This is a genomic window from Pseudochrobactrum saccharolyticum (genome assembly GCF_008801715.1).
GTDB classification, from domain to species: domain Bacteria; phylum Pseudomonadota; class Alphaproteobacteria; order Rhizobiales; family Rhizobiaceae; genus Pseudochrobactrum; species Pseudochrobactrum saccharolyticum.
The window spans coordinates 275,548-292,178 of the sequence record NZ_VZPG01000004.1 but is presented as its reverse complement, the minus strand read 5'-3'; the positions used below and the strand labels follow the sequence as shown (position 1 = coordinate 292,178).

The 16,631-nt window shown below is 52.4% G+C and carries 14 protein-coding genes; 2 read left to right on the top strand and 12 right to left on the bottom strand.

Annotation, left to right across the window (positions count from 1 at the left end; all coding sequences use genetic code 11):
* Positions 1-5: 5 nt before the first annotated feature.
* The 6 genes from F7P81_RS13610 to F7P81_RS13585 form a co-directional block, all read right to left on the bottom strand.
* Complete coding sequence (locus F7P81_RS13610) at positions 6-881, bottom strand: alpha/beta hydrolase family protein (RefSeq protein WP_151159921.1); 876 nt, start codon at positions 879-881, stop codon at positions 6-8.
* Positions 881-1,882 (bottom strand): ABC transporter ATP-binding protein, encoded by a 1,002-nt coding sequence (locus F7P81_RS13605; protein WP_151159919.1) that lies wholly within the window; start codon positions 1,880-1,882, stop codon positions 881-883. The genes F7P81_RS13610 and F7P81_RS13605 overlap by 1 nt, the downstream gene beginning before the upstream one ends.
* The gene (locus F7P81_RS13600; RefSeq protein WP_210246331.1) at positions 1,879-2,880 is read right to left on the bottom strand and encodes an ABC transporter ATP-binding protein; all 1,002 of its coding nucleotides are present in this window, start codon (positions 2,878-2,880) and stop codon (positions 1,879-1,881) included. Before F7P81_RS13600 ends, F7P81_RS13605 begins: the two co-directional genes overlap by 4 nt.
* The gene (locus F7P81_RS13595; protein WP_075656207.1) at positions 2,880-3,779 is read right to left on the bottom strand and encodes an ABC transporter permease; all 900 of its coding nucleotides are present in this window, start codon (positions 3,777-3,779) and stop codon (positions 2,880-2,882) included. Before F7P81_RS13595 ends, F7P81_RS13600 begins: the two co-directional genes overlap by 1 nt.
* A complete protein-coding gene (locus F7P81_RS13590; RefSeq protein WP_151159915.1) occupies positions 3,776-4,753 on the bottom strand; it encodes an ABC transporter permease in 978 nt (325 codons plus the stop codon). The genes F7P81_RS13595 and F7P81_RS13590 overlap by 4 nt, the downstream gene beginning before the upstream one ends.
* A 150-nt stretch (positions 4,754-4,903) precedes the next feature.
* Positions 4,904-6,529: an ABC transporter substrate-binding protein gene (locus F7P81_RS13585; protein WP_022711421.1), complete on the bottom strand. Its 1,626-nt coding sequence runs from the start codon at positions 6,527-6,529 to the stop codon at positions 4,904-4,906.
* Between the two features lie 117 nt (positions 6,530-6,646).
* On the opposite strand from F7P81_RS13585, the gene F7P81_RS13580 reads away from it, so the two are divergent.
* Positions 6,647-7,510, top strand: a complete 864-nt coding sequence (locus F7P81_RS13580; protein WP_122092271.1) for a MurR/RpiR family transcriptional regulator — start codon at positions 6,647-6,649, stop codon at positions 7,508-7,510.
* A 37-nt stretch (positions 7,511-7,547) separates the two neighbouring features.
* Here F7P81_RS13580 and F7P81_RS13575 read toward each other — a convergent pair whose 3' ends face one another.
* The 5 genes from F7P81_RS13575 to F7P81_RS13555 form a co-directional block, all read right to left on the bottom strand.
* Entirely contained in the window at positions 7,548-10,028 is a 2,481-nt protein-coding gene (locus F7P81_RS13575) for a GcvT family protein (RefSeq protein ID WP_151159913.1), read from the bottom strand.
* Between the two features lie 78 nt (positions 10,029-10,106).
* The gene (locus F7P81_RS13570; protein ID WP_210307648.1) at positions 10,107-10,949 is read right to left on the bottom strand and encodes a DeoR/GlpR family DNA-binding transcription regulator; all 843 of its coding nucleotides are present in this window, start codon (positions 10,947-10,949) and stop codon (positions 10,107-10,109) included.
* A gap of 66 nt (positions 10,950-11,015) precedes the next feature.
* Positions 11,016-11,969 (bottom strand): PhzF family phenazine biosynthesis protein, encoded by a 954-nt coding sequence (locus F7P81_RS13565; RefSeq protein WP_151159909.1) that lies wholly within the window; start codon positions 11,967-11,969, stop codon positions 11,016-11,018.
* Positions 11,970-12,131: 162 nt separating this feature from the next.
* Positions 12,132-12,839 carry an NUDIX hydrolase gene (locus tag F7P81_RS13560; protein ID WP_151159907.1) on the bottom strand — a complete coding sequence of 236 codons (708 nt, stop codon included), beginning with the start codon at positions 12,837-12,839 and terminating at the stop codon, positions 12,132-12,134.
* 29 nt (positions 12,840-12,868) lie between these two features.
* On the bottom strand, positions 12,869-14,005 hold the full coding sequence (locus F7P81_RS13555) for an endonuclease/exonuclease/phosphatase family protein (protein WP_445482790.1): 1,137 nt from the start codon (positions 14,003-14,005) through the stop codon (positions 12,869-12,871).
* 252 nt (positions 14,006-14,257) lie between these two features.
* Here F7P81_RS13555 and F7P81_RS13550 point away from each other — a divergent pair, with 252 nt between their 5' ends.
* Positions 14,258-14,686: a BA14K family protein gene (locus tag F7P81_RS13550; protein WP_151159905.1), complete on the top strand. Its 429-nt coding sequence runs from the start codon at positions 14,258-14,260 to the stop codon at positions 14,684-14,686.
* A gap of 80 nt (positions 14,687-14,766) precedes the next feature.
* Here the strand turns inward: F7P81_RS13550 and F7P81_RS13545 are convergent, their stop codons facing one another.
* Entirely contained in the window at positions 14,767-16,389 is a 1,623-nt protein-coding gene (locus tag F7P81_RS13545) for an ABC transporter substrate-binding protein (RefSeq protein ID WP_083647063.1), read from the bottom strand.
* Between the last annotated feature and the right edge of the window lie 242 nt (positions 16,390-16,631).

Below are 16,631 nucleotides of genomic sequence, written 5' to 3'. Positions count from 1 at the left end.
TAAAATTAGAGATTGGTAGCTTCTTCAAAGACCAGTTCGGATGCGGGTGGGATACGCCCCTCAAACCAGTAAGCCGCAGCCGCACGCGACATAGCCGCACCGTCATGGCCGACTCCGGCCACATCAATCAGCTTCCAGTTAAACGGCATGCCCAAACTTTGTGCTTGTTTCTTCGCAAAATCATAGACGAAATATGCGCGTTTATAGCGGGAAGGCCCTTGCGCAAATGCTTCCGGCTGATCCGGCAAATTGGGATCAGCCTCATCAATATCCTGATCACCGGCAAAAATATGCATCGGATAGGCAAACCAACGGGCAAGCTGCGTCTCATCAAGACCGATGCCGCCCATACCTTCCGGAAATTTACGTGTCAGATCAGGCAATGTGTACCAGCCCGGATTGGCCGCAACAACATCCGAGAAAATACCGTGATCCTGCGTGGCCAGCAGACGGTGCGAGAACTGGCCACCAGCCGAATGGCCGTATAAACGCGCCTGTTTCTGCGTGGTTACCCCACCGGCCTGAAGGGCTGCAAGAACACGCGCAGGCACACCATAGAGCCAATCCTGCTTTTCACGCACAAGCCCTGCACTTTCATCGAGGATCAGCCCGTTATTATAGCTTTCCGCCATCGGGAATTGTGCATCGGGGAAAGTCGGCGCAACAATCAGCAAGCGGTGTTTTTCAGACGCCGGAATCCAGAAATCACGATATTCATCGCCATTACGCAGCATACCATGCTGCACGATAATCACCGGATCTTCAGGGCGATAGCTTTCAGGGCGGTAGAAGTTTACTTCCAGCGGTCTGTCCGGATGATACTGATCAACAAACGGCAGCGTACTGCGTCCGGTTTCTGGACGAAGAATGGTGGTAGTCATTATGTCTCCGGATTATGCAAATGACAGGCAGCACTCTGGTCGGCTGTCACATCTTTTAGTTCGGGGCGGCGCTCGCGGCATACCGGCATGGCATGGGCGCAACGCGGATGAAACGGACAGCCGGAAGGCGGTGCCAGCGGTGATGGCAGATCACCGGTCAGCGGCTGGAAATCACGTTTACGACAGCTGATCGACGGGCTGGCATTAATCAGAGCCGCGCTATAGGGATGCGCAGGCTTGCTGAAAATTGCTGATGCGGAACCAATCTCAACGATACGGCCGAGATACATGATCGCAATCCGGTCGCTGATATGCCGGACAACGCCGAGATCATGGCTGACAAACAGATAGGTCAGCCCGTAGCGGGCACGCAAATCCATAAACAGATTGATCACCTGCGCCTGAATAGACACATCAAGTGCAGATACCGGCTCATCGCAAACCAGAAAATCAGGTTTAACTGACAAAGCGCGGGCAATGCCGATACGCTGACGCTGGCCACCGGAAAACTGGTGCGGATAGCGATCACGATATGCGAGATCCAGCCCCACCTCCTCCAATGCTTTGTTCACCGCACCGGCAATCTCGGCTTTCGGCATCAGGCGATGCACCTTCAGTGCCTCACCGACAATCTGATTGACCTTCATGCGCGGATCAAGTGAAGCGTAAGGGTCCTGAAAAATCATCTGTACTTTCAAAAGAAAGTCGAGCTTTTCACGGCCTTTGAGCTTTTCAACGGCGCGACCGTCATAAAGCACATTACCTTCTGTCGGCTGATAAATACCAGTAGCCATACGGGACAGAGTGGACTTCCCACAGCCGGACTCGCCGACAAGTCCCAGCACCTCACCACGTTTGATACTCAGATCAACACCATCTACCGCACGCAAAACCCGCGCCGGTGCGGCCTGTCCTGTCAGGCGCAGAATGCGATCAGCCATTGTGGATTTGGAGTGAAAATGCTTCTTCACCCCGCGCATTTCAAAAAATGCATCACTCATGGTCTTGCCTCCTGAGCGAATACCTCACGGACAGGCAGTGATACCGGATTGTGACAACGGAAAATCCGCCCGTCGATCACCTGCTGTTCGGGATTAACTTCTGCACAAACCGGTTTGACGCGCTCGCAGCGCGTGCGGAACGGACAACCGCTTGGCCTGTCATCAATACGCGGTGCATTGCCGTCAATCTGGTGCAGGCGTTCCCCCGGTTTTACCATGCCGGAAGACGAATTCAGCAGACCTTGCGTATACGGATGCAGCGGTCTGTCCAGCACATCATCGACCGCACCGGTTTCAACAATCTGCCCCGCATACATTACCGCCACACGATCGGCGAGTTCAGCCACGACTGCAAGATCATGAGTAATCCACAGCACGGCAGTACCGGTTTCCCGTGCCAGTTTCTGCACTTCGTAGAGGATCTGGCTTTGAATGGTCACATCCAGTGCTGTGGTCGGCTCATCAGCGATAATCAGATCGGGATTGTTGAGCAATGCGGTGGCAATCGCCACGCGCTGGCGCATACCACCGGAGAATTCATGCGGATATTGTTTTAGCCGTATTTCCGGCGAGGAAATACCCACACGCCCCAGCGCATCAGCAGCCTCTTTCATCGCCTGCGCTTTACCACAGGAACGATGTTCAAGGATCGCCTCGCACATTTGCTCACCAATGGTCAGCACCGGATTGAGTGTGGAGAGCGGATCCTGAAAGATCATCGCAATGCGGTCGCCGCGTAAATTACGCAAACGTTCATCGGATGCTTCACGCAGATTTTCGCCATTGAACAGGATTTCGCCTTCAACGATTTCCCCCGGCGGATCAATCAATTGCACCAATGAGAAACCGGTGACAGATTTACCGGAACCGGACTCGCCGACAAGGCACAGCACTTCGCCGCGCGCGATGCTCAGATCAATGCCGTCAACTGCCGACCATGCACCGCCCAGCAGGTGAAATACGGTTCTTAAGCCCTTTACTTCAAGCAAAGCTGTCATCATACGCCCCTCACATTAAAGCTGCGACGCAGGCGGTCACCAACAAAATTGAGCGAGATAATCAGCAGAACCAGTGCAATACCCGGAAAGACGGCAATCCAGTATTCGCCCGACAACAGATAATCAAATCCATTGGCAATCAGCAGGCCGAGCGACGGCTGCGTAACCGGCACACCAACACCGAGAAACGACAATGTAGCTTCAAGTGTAATCGCGCTGGCGATGCTGATAGTAGAGATCACCAGTACCGAACCGATAGAGTTCGGCAGCAAATGCCGGAGCATAATATAATGGGTCGGCAGGCCGAAATTGACGGCCGCTTCGATATATTCCTTACGGCGTTCAACCAGCGCGGAAGCACGCATAAGACGGGCATATTGCGCCCATTGCACCAGAATAATCGCGAGGATCACTTTATCAACGCCACGCCCGACAGAGGCCAGCAGCACCAGCGCCACCAGCATTGACGGAAAGCCGAGCATAAAATCCACGACGCGCATGATAATCGCATCGGCAACACCACCAAGTTGTGCGGCCAGCAATCCGGCACTCACACCGATGGTCATGGCACCAAGTGTCGACAGCAAGCCGACCAGCAGGCTGGTACGCAAACCATAGAGAATGGCGCTAACCATATCGCGCCCCTGTGCGTCCGTGCCCAGCCAGTAGACCGAACCCGTCATACTTGTTGAGCCCGGTGCAAGCCGGTTATCCATCACGCTCAAAGAGGCCAAATCATAAGGGTCTTGCGGGGCAATAAAAGGCGCCAGCACCGCCAGCAGAACCAGCAGCCCGAGCAGGATACCCGCACCGCGTGTTGTCGGCTTGTTGCGGATGCTGCGCAGCACTTTCTGGCGTAGCGGTGTATTGGCATAATCCGGAATAATCGGCTTATTCATACCATATCTCCGGAAAGTTTGACCCGCGGATCGAGAACCGCATAGAGCACATCGACCATGAAATTCACGGCGACGAACAGCAGCGTGGCCAGCAGCACATAGGCAACCACCACAGGGCGGTCGAGCTGGTAGATACTGTCAATCAGCAGTTTGCCCATGCCGGGCCATGAGAACACGGTTTCGGTAATGGTGGAGAAAGCAACAAGACTGCCGAATTCAATGCCGACAACAGTCACAACCGGTATCAGAATATTGCGCAGCACATGACGATTGACGATGCGCTTGCGGCGTACACCTTTAGCGCGGGCGAATTTCACATAATCCTGCGTCATCGCTTCCGTGGTGCCGGTCGCTACAAGGCGGATCATCAGCGCCATATTCGGAATAGCAAGATTAAGTGCAGGCAGGATCAGATGGCGCAGACCATTGGTGGTGAACAGACTGGTCTGAATGCCCAGCACCGAGACTGTTTCGCCCCGCCCTGCGGTCGGCAGCCAGCCAAGTGCCACGCTGAACAGCAGCACCAGCATCATGCCTTTCCAGAAACTTGGCAGTGAAAAGCCGATGACTGTTCCCGCCATAATGAAACGCGACGGGCGGCTGTCAGGATTGAGACCAGCCAACAGTCCGAGCGGAATACCGATAACGGCGGCAACTGTCATCGACAGCAGTACCAGTTCAAATGTTGCTGGCAGGCGGGCAAGAATAAGCGAGACCACCGGCACACCGTGAACGAAAGATGTGCCGAGGTCGCCTTTCAGGGCATTGCCCAGAAATGTGAAATATTGCTGCCATACCGGCAGATCGAGCCCCAGCCGCTTAATCAGAGCCAGCCGTTCGGCGGCACTCACCTGCGGGGGTACAAGAAGTTCAATCGGATCACCAATGCCATATACGGCAAAGAAAACAGCAACCGACACGGCAAGCAGCACCAAGGCGCTCTGAATAAGTCGCTGCAAAATATAAGCTGTCATGACATGCTTCTCGGACTATCATTCTGTCAGGATGGCTGAAGCATGGCGCAGTGAAATGAACTGATTAAACTGCGCCATACGGCCACGAAAGAATCCGGAGCGGTCTCAATATTCCAGCCGGAATGTAAACCGCTCTGGCTTAGCCTTGCGTTACTTGGCCGGCTTGGCAGACATCGCCATCGTGAACTGATCTGAACGACCGGTATAAGTGACATTGGCCTTATGCGCCCAGATACCGCTTTCGAAATGCAGCGGAATGAAAGCATAGTCTTTCATCACTTCGGTCTGTGCCTGCTGGAGCAATTCCGAACGCTTATTATCGTCCATTGTTGCAACAGCTTCATAGATCAGCTTGTCGAAAGCAGGGTTGGAATAGCCGCCATAATTGGAGCCGCCCAAAGTGCCTTCTTCATTCGGTTTTGCCGGCCACTGACGCAGGAAGGATGAAGCCTCACCGCTGGTGGAACCCCAGCCGCCGATTGCCACACTCAGTTCCTTCTTGGAACGGCGCGGGAAATAGATGGCGCGGGTCATCGCATCCACATCCGACTTAATGCCGATCTGCGTCAAATATTGTGCCACGGCCTGCGTGATCTGGCTGTCATTGATATAGCGGTCATTGGTGGTGGAAAGTGTCAGCTGGAAACCGTCCGGATATCCGGCTTCAGCCAGAAGTTTCTTGGCTTCAGCAGGATCATAACGTAGTTCCGGCGGGTTTGGCAGCGTACCGAACATGCCCGTAGGCAGGAACTGATAGGCAGGTTCCGCCGCACCGTCCATCAGACGGGAAACAATAGCATTACGGTCAATCGCCAGCGACATAGCCTGACGGACACGCACATCTTTCAGCGGGTTTTTGCCGTCAGCAGCTTTAACATAAGGACTTTCATCACGCGCCACATCAAGCTGGTAATAAATCACGCGTGTTGAAGGCGTGATCGTATAGCCGAAACGCTTGTCATCCTTGATACGGGACAGATCACGCGCAGCCGGATTTTCAATAATATCATAGTCACCGGCGAGAAGACCGGCGAGACGCGGACCGGCATTCGGAACCGGCAGGAAACGTACAGCTTCCCATGGCTCGGCTTCGCCCCAATATTTATCATTACGTTCCAGCTCGATAGCAGAACCGCGCACATAGCTTTTCAGCTTGTAAGGGCCGGTGCCGATTGCAAGTTTGCCATCATTGAAATCACCAACCACCGGCCATGCACCGGTCACACCGCAATTCTGCTCCGGTGCGAAGCTGATCTTGTCATGTTTGACGATTGAGGAACTCAGAATACCAACAGTGCCGATAAAGGACGGAAGCAGCGGCTCAGGCGCTTTGGTCTTAATCACCAGTGTCTGCGCATCAGGTGCTTCAACAGACTCAAAATTCGCGGTAATGTCCGCAAAGGAACCGGCAATCGCTGTTTCGTTTTTCAGCGTGCGGCAGAAAGTAAAGATCACATCATCGGCAGTAAAAGGTGAACCATCAGAGAAAGTCACGCCTTCCCGCAATTTGAATGTCCAGGTATTCTTGCCGTCATTCTCCCATGAACTTGCAAGAGACGGATGTACATTCTGCTTTTCATCCTGACGGGTCAGTCCGTCAAATATATGGACTGCCAAAGCATTATTCGGTGTCAGATCATGATAATGCGGATCAATTGCAGTCGGTTCTGATCCGAGCGCAATGCGCAGTGTTTCAGCCGATGCCGCACCGCTCATCAAAGCAGAGCTCAGCAGAGTTGTTCCCAGCAGACTCGCCACGAGCATTTTTTTATACATAAAAGTCTCCGTTCCCCAACGAATGTCATTTTTGATATGATTGTCATTATATTTGACATGGTTATTTTCAAAAATAGAGTATATGAAAATTTTATGCCGTCAACACCGGAAACCATCATGTCGCAAACTTTGAATCCCAAGTCCGATTTTGCCAACCGCATGTCTGCGGCATATCCTTCTTTCAGCAAATCCTATCGCCGGATTGCCGATTTTGTTCTGGCAAAACCGCTGGATGTCGTTGCCATGTCGATTGAAGGTCTGGCTCATGCCAGTGGCAGTTCGACCGCCACAATCACCCGTTTTGTGCGTGCGGCTGGCTATAGCGGCTATGGTGAGTTTCGTGAAAAAATTGTCTCGGATTTTCAGTTTTCACCGTCAGCAAACAGATTAAACAGCGCTGAAAACACCCAATCGGGCCAGCAAAGTGCCTATTTGCATACTGTTCTGGCCGATTGTTCCGACAATATCAAAGACACGATGGCCAATATTGATACGCCTTCATCGGAGGCATTTATTGAAGCCATTATCAATGCCAGACGCATCATCATTCTCGGCACCGGCGCCAGCCATTATGCGGCGACACTGCTGGAGGAAGGACTGGCTCTCTATACGGAGAAAAACGTATCCAATATTCTATCGCGCGGCGCATCCCAATATTCCAACAATTTTGTGCGCTCGGTGGATGAAGGTGATGTGGTTATCGCTATTTCCATGCCGCGTTATTCCAACAATACCGTGCAGCTTTCCAAAGCTGCCAAGCAAAAAGGGGCAGTGATTCTGGCAATCACCGACAGCCCGACATCACCGCTCGTTCAGGTTGCTGATACGATCTTTTTCGCACCGGCGCGGAACCGTTTGCTGCCGAATTCTCCGGCAGCAATCTTTGCGCTGGCAGATGCCATTGTGACAGCGGTCGCGGCACGCCGCCCCGACATAGTCGCCTCCACAATCGGAAGCCCACCGGAAGATCTGTTTTTATAAATAAAACAACATCATCCGGCAGATTATTGAATCAAAATCAGATCTTTACCCGCTCGGATTTCGGGTCATAAGGGCTGCGCAAATACATCTGCGCGCGATAGCGCTGACCGGCAACATCAACCTCGAAATCCCCCTGCTCCAGCCAGTCTTTACTAGCGCCCTCCGCATGACTGAGCAACCCCAGTGCAACAGCACAGCCCAATGTATGACCATGGGCGGCAGAGCGGATTTCACCGGCAGGCACGCCATTGCGCAGGATCAGTTCCCCGCCCCACAAAACGGCATCTGCATCATCAAGCGTCAGCTGCACAATGCGCCGCTTCAGAAGATTATCAGCCTTGAACTTCACCAGCGCATCCCACCCGATAAAACCACCGGCCTTGTCCATCGCCACGGTAAATCCCAGTCCGGCCTCATAGGGATTAATATCCGGCGTCAGTTCACGGCTCCATGCACGATAACCTTTCTCAAGACGCAGCGCTTCCAGTGCATAATATCCGGCATCACGCAGGCCGAATTCCTGCCCCGCTTCCTGCAGCGCTTCATAAACACCAACGGCAAATTCCACAGGGACAATCAGCTCCCAGCCAAGCCCCCCCACATAAGTCATGCGGTTGGCAAAAGCGGTTGCATAGCCCACGCCGATTTCACGCACCTGACCAAACGGAAATGCCGCATTGCTGAAATCCGTATCACTCAGTTTTTGCAACAGGCTGCGCGACTGCGGCCCCATCAGTGCCAGCACTGCATAGGCGGAGGAAACATCGGTGACCGTTACATAATCTTCGTCGTTGATATGCCGGTTAATCCAATCCGCATCGTGAACTGCCTGCGCGGAGCCGGTAATAATCAGAAACTTCTCCGCACCAAGCCGCAATACAGTCAGATCTGTTTCATAACCGCCGCGCTCATTGAGCATGCCCGTATAAACCGACGACCCCACCGGCACATCAATATCAGCGACACAGAGATGATTGAGAACCCGACAGGCATCACGCCCCTGTATCAGCAGCTTGGCGAAGGAGCTCTGGTCAAAGAGAGCAACACGCTCGCGCACAGCCTGCATTTCACGCCCGACATTCTCATGCCAGTTCTGCCGCCCGAAACTATAGACAGTCTCCGGCTTCTGCCCCTTATCCGCAAACCAGTTCGCGCGCTCCCACCCCATTTTCGAACCGAAACAAGCTCCCTTCGCCTCCAGAAGATGATAAAGCGGCGACCGGCGGAACGGCCGTGCCGTATCCAGCTCGCGGTTCGGCCAGGGCATTGCATAATGCAGGCCAAGCGTTTCTTTAACGCGGTCATGTAGCCAGCGCTGATTATTGTTGAAACCGGCAAAACGGCGAATATCCACCGGCCATAAATCCATCGTCGGAGCACCATTGATAATCCACTCTGCAAGCGCACGTCCCGCACCGCCGGCACTGGCGATGCCCATAGAGTTAAAGCCCGCACCGACAAAGAAATTCTTCAGTTCCGGTGCCTCACCGAGAATAAAATTATTATCAGGGGTGAAGCTTTCCGGTCCGTTGTAAAACTTCTTTACCTCAGCTTCCGCCAGTTGCGGCACACGGATCAGAGCATTTTCCATCAACGGCTCAAACTGATCCCAGTCATCTTCCAGCAAAGCAAATTCAAATTTTTCGGGGATACCCTGCATACCCCATGGTTTGGCCTGCGGCTCAAAACCACCCATGACCAGACCACCAACCTCTTCTTTGAAATAAATATAACCGTCCGGATCACGCATAACCGGTAAATCCGGATGCACGCCCTCAATCTTTCCGGTGACGATATACATATGTTCTGCCGAATGCAGAGGCACCGTTACGCCGCACATCTGTCCGACTTTACGTGCCCATTGCCCCGCGCAATTGACCACAATTTCTGCAGTAATATTCCCGCGATCCGTTTCAACACCGCAAGCACGGCCATTTTTCACGGTAATACCGGTCACCTGAACCCGTTCCAATATTCTGGCACCGCGCATTCGTGCGCCGCGCGCCAAAGATTGTGTTAGGTCACTGGGATTGGCCTTGCCATCATCCGGCAGCCAGACAGCCCCCTGTAAGTCATCCGTCGCCATAACCGGCCAGAGATCGCCTGCCTCACGGGCTGAAATAACCTCGACATTGACACCCTGCGCACGGGCGGAGGCAGCAGTGCGTTGCAAAACAGTCATGCGATCTTTGCTGCGGGCAACAGACAGGGAGCCGCATTTTTTCCATCCGGTCGCTAAGCCGGTTTCTGCCTCAAGTTCGCTGTAAAGCTGAGTAGAATAGCGGATCAGGCCGGTCATATTGGCATGGCTGCGCAACTGCCCCACCAGTCCTGCCGCATGCCATGTTGTGCCGCAACTCAAGCCTCCCTGCTCCAGCAACACAACATCTGTCCATCCCGCTTTGGTCAGATGATAGGCAACGGAACAGCCGATAATGCCCCCGCCAATAATCACCACCCGCGCCTGAGACGGAAAGCTGTCTGCTTTGTCTTTATGATCTGCATTATGCTCTGTCATGACCTCACTCCCTCCGGTTGAGATCACTATAAAAACAAAGCAACAAAAAACAACATTAAATGCAACAAAAAATCACATTCATGAAATATGTAACCGGAGGCCCTTCTCAGCCAGTGCCGTCACAAACTGCGGCTCCGGTCTGTGATCTGTAATAATGCCTGCGGCTTGCTCATAATGTGCAACACGAAGCGGCGTCATGCGTCCGAATTTCTCTGCGCTGGCCAGAAACCATGCTTCACCGGCAACAACGGCAAGCCGCGAGCGCAGTTCCGCACCATTACGGGTAAAGTCCGTAATCTCACCCTCGGCAGTAATGCCGCCCGTGCCAAGAAATGCCAGATCAAACCGGAAATGCTCCAGCGCCTGCAGCACATCAATGCCGCCGCTGGCCTCTTCTTCAGGACTGATCTCACCGCCTAAAATATGCACGCGTATGGTCGGCACATGGCAAAGCTGCAATGCAATTCGCAGGCTTGTGGTGCAGATTGTCAGGTTTTCCGGTGCTTTATCCTGTTGTGTTAAAGCCTGAGCAAGAGCCAAAGTCGTTGTGCCGGAGTCCAGAAAAACTACCATGCCGGAACGGATCAAGGCACAGGCGGCCTGACCTATTGCGGCTTTACCTCCGCTATTTTCCTGACTGCGCAGTCCGAAGGCTGGTTCATGAAGCTGGATTTTTGTCGCCCCGCCATGAACCAGCGCCAGTAATCCCCGCTGCGCCAGCAGTTTCAGATCACGGCGGATTGTCTCCCGTGAGACGTCAAAAAACGCCGCAATCTCACTGATCCCCGCCACGCCATCTTCATTCAACCTGCGCAGAATTTCATCATGACGCTGCGATGCCAGAATGCGTTGCCCAGTCGGGTTTTGAGCATCAACCGGATTTTGAGGATCAGATTGCGATGAGGTTTCTGCCACAGACAACTCCAGATACAGAAATGTTGCATCTTGTGACTTTTAGCAAGAACCAGCCACGCAATGCAACATATTCTAAATCTTCAGATAGCCTTCAGCAACCTTAACCGCACTGCCGCCGATACGCGCACCGGTCAGCTTCTTCGCAGCCACATCCAGCTCCAGCCGGATGCGCGATGGTCTGCCCATCTGAATACCCTGCTCAATCCATAGCTGCGTAAGCCCGTCTACAGGCTGGTCAAATTCGTTGATTGCACCGGCAAAGGCGGCAACCGCAGAACCGGTGGCCGGATCTTCATAGACATGCTTGCCGGATGTGAACATCCGCGCATGATAATTGCTCTCAAAGAGCCGTGTCTCGCGGGTATAGATGTAGAAAGGTATCGCACGACCTTCAAAAGCCTGCATATGATCTTCCACAAAAACCGGATCAACCACAACTTTGGCTGCGGCAATCATATTCTTCACCGGCACCAGCACAAACGGCTTACCGCCGCTCCAGACCGAGGGCACGTGATTTTCAAAGCCGATTTCATGTGTATTGAGGCGCAAGGCAGCGGCGGCCTGCTCCTTCTCTACGGTGATATTCACGCGCTCAGGCAGGCGTGGCAGGTCAAATTCGGCGAAAGCTGCCGACTGTCCTTCCGTGTCACCGGAGCCTGCGCAATGAACCGCAACACGCACCGGCCCGACTTTTTCCTCAAGCGTCATGATCAGATCAGTCTGAGGTTTTTGTCCGTTACAATTCTTATAGGCCAGCGCAACCGCCGTACCCACAGTCGGATGACCGGCAAAATTCAGCTCATAATCCGGCGTAAAAATCCGTATCGAAGCTGTGTGTAGCGGATTGGCTGCAGGAGCAACAAACACAGTCTCCGAGAGATTGAACTCGCGGGCAATGGCCAGCATTGTGGCATCATCCAGCCCTTCAGAATCATGAACAATAGCAAGCGGATTACCGCTTAGAGCTTTCTCGGTGAAAACATCATAGATCTCGTAGAAACGCCCCTGTACAGCCATGCCGTTCATATTCCCTGCCCTTTAAGATGATCCATGTCCGCCCCGCTCCGGAACTTTCAAAAGTACCGTATCTGATTCAACACATTTGCATTGCCGGTTAAAACATTCAAATGATTCATGAAGTGCATAATATGCAATTCAAATCTCAGCCGCCCGCATCATATGCCGTTACTATTGCGCAAAATACCAGTCGGTGAAAGTGCGAATATAATCGGGACTGCGTTCATCCAATATGCCGCCCTGCCCGATCATCAGCACCCGCGATAATTCCGGCTGCTTTTGCGCTACGATAAATTCCTCCGCCTGCCTCTGCAATTCATCCGCCGTGCGGTCGAAATAATAACAACGGAACAGCGCCAGACTGCGATCACACATAACCAGACTGTAGCCGCCGGTGCGCACTGCATGATTCAGATCAATTCCTGTTTCCTCCAGCACTTCACGTCTGGCATTTCCGTCAAGATCAACCGCACCGTCAACAATATCCTGATCATCATTGGAGCCCGCCGGAAAATAAATCCGGCCGCCGACAACGTTGTGTGAGGCCATTTGTCCGAGCAGCAGCTGATTATCGGAGGAGACGATGACGCCACTGCCGAAAATATGAAACGGCTTATCCGCAGTTTTGTCTTTGCGCCAGTAAAGCAGACTGCGAAAACTGGTACGCTGATAGGGCGCACGCAAAATACCGTCCGCTAAAACGGCCTCTGCTGCCAGATAAATTTCGCCGTCATAGAGTGTCGGATTGCTTGCTACTTCCTGCTGCCAGTTTTCATCAATAGCCTTCTGATTCCGGACAACATAATCAGGAACACCGCCAACAACCTGTATCCTGACGTCACGGACAGGATAAACCCTGTTCTGGTCTCTGCTTTGCATTCGTCTGCTCCGTTAGACTGAGCCTGTCATTAAAGCTCAAGTGTGACGGCAACAGGACAATGGTCGCTCGCTTTTGGTCTGTCCCAGCCGATACGCGGGAAACGCGCCACATCCTGCCCTTCAGGAAATAAGGTGCGGTAAGGTTGCCCATTGCGGATAATTTCCGGCACAGCCTGTGCATTGCGCTGCGCCAGAGCCGGTGATGCCCAGATATAATCCAGCTGGCACAGGTGGCGCTCCTGCGGGCCACGTGTGTGATACAATGTCCAGCGATCGAGCTCCGGCCGCCGCTCTACCAGATTGACCGCAAAACCGTCATTCAGAAACACATTCAGGCAATTATCCGGCTCCTGAACCGGCGTAAAATCATAGCCGCCCCACTGGTCGCCGCTTATCGCAAGCTTCTCGTAATAATCATTGAAATCACCGCAGATCACCCATGAAGCATCCGCAGCACCGTCACGGCCGAATTTTTTCTCGATAATCATACGAACCGCCTGCGCCTCGGCCAGTCGTACCGGCAGTGTTGTCAGCTTGGGATCCTGACCATAGCGTACACCGCCCATGGATTTGAAATGCGTAACAAAGACCGTCAGCGGCTTGCCGCCGATGCGCAGATCCAGCATCAGACAATCGCGTTTAAACACCCGCTCATGGGCTTCAATTCCCACGGAGGACAGTACAGGATCATAAATACCCAGATCCTGATAGGTCAGATGTGCATTGCTCTCCAGCTTCACCAGCTCAATCGTGTGGCCGCTGCGCGTTACGTCACGCATCATCACACTGACATCAATACCGCGACTGTCATTGCCGTCGATCAGATATTTATGTTTGTAGCCCTGCCCCACCATCTTGAACAAATAGCCATATTCAAAAGCGTTCAGCGCAGCGAGATCATCAACTTCCTGCAGGCAGAGAATATCCGCCCGTGTCTGCGCAATCGACAGAGCAGATAATTGCCGTGTATCATCCGTATGCGCCACCATCCGCGCCTGTTCGAGCTGTCGGTATTGTGTTTCATTATCAATCGCAAAGAGCTGCAATGAGCGATCCTGACGCAACTCATTGCGATAACCGGTAAAATCAAACCGGCGCATCAGGTTTTCAATATTGAATGTCGCTAAGGTGAATAATACCGGCCCTTCTGGCTGAACATTATCCATAACCGGTGTTGACTGCGCAGAAACCGTCTCAGACATTAAGCTACTCATCATTGCGTTCACATCAGGCTTACAGGATAAACCGGCACCCACTTTTCCGCAGCATGCGATAACTCAACCTAAACACCATATGTTGAATTGCAATCAGTGATATTGCCTGCAACTGATTTTCTTCGGAAAGCCTGCCTCTTAAATTGGCAGCATTTTTATACTATATTAGCCCTAAGCTATATAAATTCACGAACGGATATCCCTATGTCCAGATTCATTCTGAAAACCGCATTCACAATGGGCATTGCCCTGCTCTCCGGCGCATCAGCCTATGCAGGCGGCAACCAGATCAGCGGCGGCATTCCATCTCTGAACCCAACCGGCCTTCTGATTGTCGGCGGCATTACCGGCAGCAATCGCGCAGACCCTGCCAGCCGGAACTGTTACGGCTCCACACTCTGCAAAGAAAGCGGTGCCTATTATACGGAAGACGGCGTGCTGCATTATAAAAACGGCGATCCGCTGGTGCAGCGCGGCGCTACAAAACGCATCGGCTCGGCAAAATCAGCCAATGCAGGTGATAATGTCAACCATATGCAGTGGTGCAGCAATCAGTACCGCTCATATCGTGCGTCCGATAATACATACCAGCCTTTTGCCGGCAGCCGCACCACCTGCAATTCGCCGTTCTGAAATTTGCGTCTCAAATAATTATGCCCCTTCAGCCATTGATCGCGGAAGGGGCATAAAATGTTTACAGCAGGGGCTGAAATTTAGTCTTTGCTGACTTCGGTAATATAGTTGGCATCAGCCACCATATTGAAGTTCTTGACATTCTTGGCAGCAACAGCCGTTTCGATCTGCTGATAGAGCATCACGAACGGGCTTGTCTCCTGAAAATCCTTCTGGATTTTGTGGTACATCTGCTCGCGTTTTGCAGTGTCTGTTTCTTTTGCCGCATCCATGGTTTCCTTGGACATTTCTGGAATGTCCCATGAACTGCGCCATGCTGTCGTTTTCATTGACACTTCATCGCCATTATCCGGATTATAGGAGAAGGTCGATGCATTGGTATGCGGATCCCAGTAATCAGGGCCCCAGATACCCAGCGAAAGCTGATGCTTGCGCGCACGTACTTTTGTCGTCGTCAGCTTGCCGTCACCCTGCAACAGCTCAACCTTGATACCGGCTTTGGCAAAAGTCTGCTGAATGCTTTCTGCAATACCAACGCCTGGCTGTGTATTACGCACATCGAGCGTCACACTGAAACCGTCTTGCAAACCGGCATCGGCCAGAAGCTGCTTCGCCTTATCAACATCCAGTTTGAACGGCTTGTCATCAATCGCTCCGAACATACCAAGTGGCAGGAAGGACTGATGTGTGCGGCCGATACCCTTAATCAGCGTATTTTCAATCGCATCATAATCAACGAGATATTTCATCGCCTGACGCACTTCCAGCTTGGCAAGATTTGGCACATTCTGGTTGGCTGTCAGATAATAGGTACGCCCCTTCGGAGCACTGAGAATATTGAAATCGCTGTTCTTGGCAAATTCTGCAATATCACCCGGCTCAAGGTTACGGGCGACATCAATATCACCGGCCTGCAACAGCAGACGCTGCGACACACTTTCCTTCACATGACGGTAAATAGCGCGTTTTACAGCCGGTTTTGGGCCGCTGTAATTCTCATTGCGCTCCAGCAGGATCACTTCATTCGAGCGCCACTCTTTCAGGCTGTAAACGCCGGAACCTGCATAATTACGCTTGAGCCAGTCATAGCCGAAATCTGTATCAAACGGCTTGGCTTCTGTTTTCTCGGTTTTAACCGCATGTTCTTCAACCAGCTTGCTGTCAACAACAGAAGCCACACTGGAAGACAGCCCATTGAGCACGAAGCTCGGCGCGAAAGTTTCTTCCGTGGAGAACACGACCGTATAATCATCCGGCGCAGTCACCAGCTTTTCCACATTGTCTTTGTTCAGACCAAACTGGCTGATGATGAATGCAGGGCTGAGATCAAGCTTGATCGCGCGGTGCAGGGAATAAACAACATCCTGCGCCGTCAGCGGATTGCCCGAAGCAAATTTCTGCCCCTGCTTAACCTTGAAAGTAATGGTCTTGCCATCTTCCGAGACCACCCAGCTTTCCGCAATCTGCGGAATGATCTTGGTCGGATCTTTCGGATCTGTGGTCACCAGACGCTCATAGGTATTGGTCAGAATTTCCGACGTGGTGATCTCGAAAATTTCTGCCGGATCGAGAGAAATCACATCATCAATGGCCATTGCCACAACCAGCGTATCCGCCGGCGTTGCCGCCTGTGCAGCAACCGCTGACAGACCAAGCACCGACGCACAGGCCAGAGCCAGCGTGTATTTTTTAATTATAGTCATGAGTTTCCCCTCAATCTCTCCGCCTGAATCCTGTCGCTGTATAAGGACTCAGATTTATAAAATTATAACAAGGTCAGGCTACAGGATTGCCGGACAAAGCCAAGCATCTTTTTGCAAAGAAAGCCGTAAATTCAGCAGGTTAAGCACCAAAGCATATCGCAATTAAATACATCCATTTAACGGTGATATACTTCAGCTGAAACTCCGGCCGTGAAGATATAAAAAAGCCGGAGCAGCGGGCT